We start from the raw sequence: 710 nt of genomic DNA, 5'->3' as shown, positions 1-710 counted from the left end.
GGCTCGCTCGGATTCGATACGGTCGACGACTCCGTGTTCCGCGACCTCGTGATCGCCCGGGTCGTCGAACCAACATCTCTGTCGGACGTCGACCGAGTGCTCGGTGAGCTCGGGCGCAGTACGGCGAGCTTGTCGACGCGCAAACGCACGCTCTCTCGCGCGGTCACCGGTGAGTACCGGAACAAGATCGCCACCGCGGCCTTCGCTCACGCCGCCACGCACGGGGACGTATCCCTGATTCTGTACGACGTGACGACCCTGTACTTCGAAGCTGAGAAAGAGGACGGGCTGCGGAAGGTCGGGTACTCCAAAGAACGCCGGGTCGATCCGCAGATCGTCGTCGGGCTGCTCGTCGACCGGAACGGATTCCCCCTCGAGATCGGCTGCTTCGAAGGGAACAAAGCCGAGACCCACACGTTCTTGCCGATCGTGAAGCAATTCCAGGAACGCCACGGCATCGCGGACATGGTCATCGTCGCGGACGCCGGGATGCTGTCGGCAGCGAACATGCGGCAACTGGACGAGGCGGGGTTGCGGTTCATCGTCGGCGCCCGCACCACGAAAGCACCCTTGGATCTTCAGTCGCATTTCCACTGGTACGGCGAAGACTTCTACGACGGGCAGCTCATCGACACGATCACCCCGAGGGATGGGCGGTCGAAGTCCGGCAACTCGAAGAACCTCAAAGCCGAGCCCGTCTGGGATCCCGA

General features: G+C 63.2%; 1 protein-coding gene. It reads left to right on the top strand.

The annotated features are described in order from the left end of the window. A partial coding sequence (locus ABD172_RS15190) for an IS1634 family transposase (RefSeq protein ID WP_344311050.1) occupies positions 1–710 on the top strand: 710 nt, incomplete at both ends.

The sequence above is a fragment of the Brevibacterium samyangense genome (genome assembly GCF_039529845.1).
In the GTDB taxonomy this organism is placed as follows: Bacteria; Actinomycetota; Actinomycetes; order Actinomycetales; family Brevibacteriaceae; genus Brevibacterium; species Brevibacterium samyangense.
The sequence above is the reverse complement of the archived record's forward strand: the minus strand, read 5'-3'. Positions and strand labels throughout refer to the sequence as shown.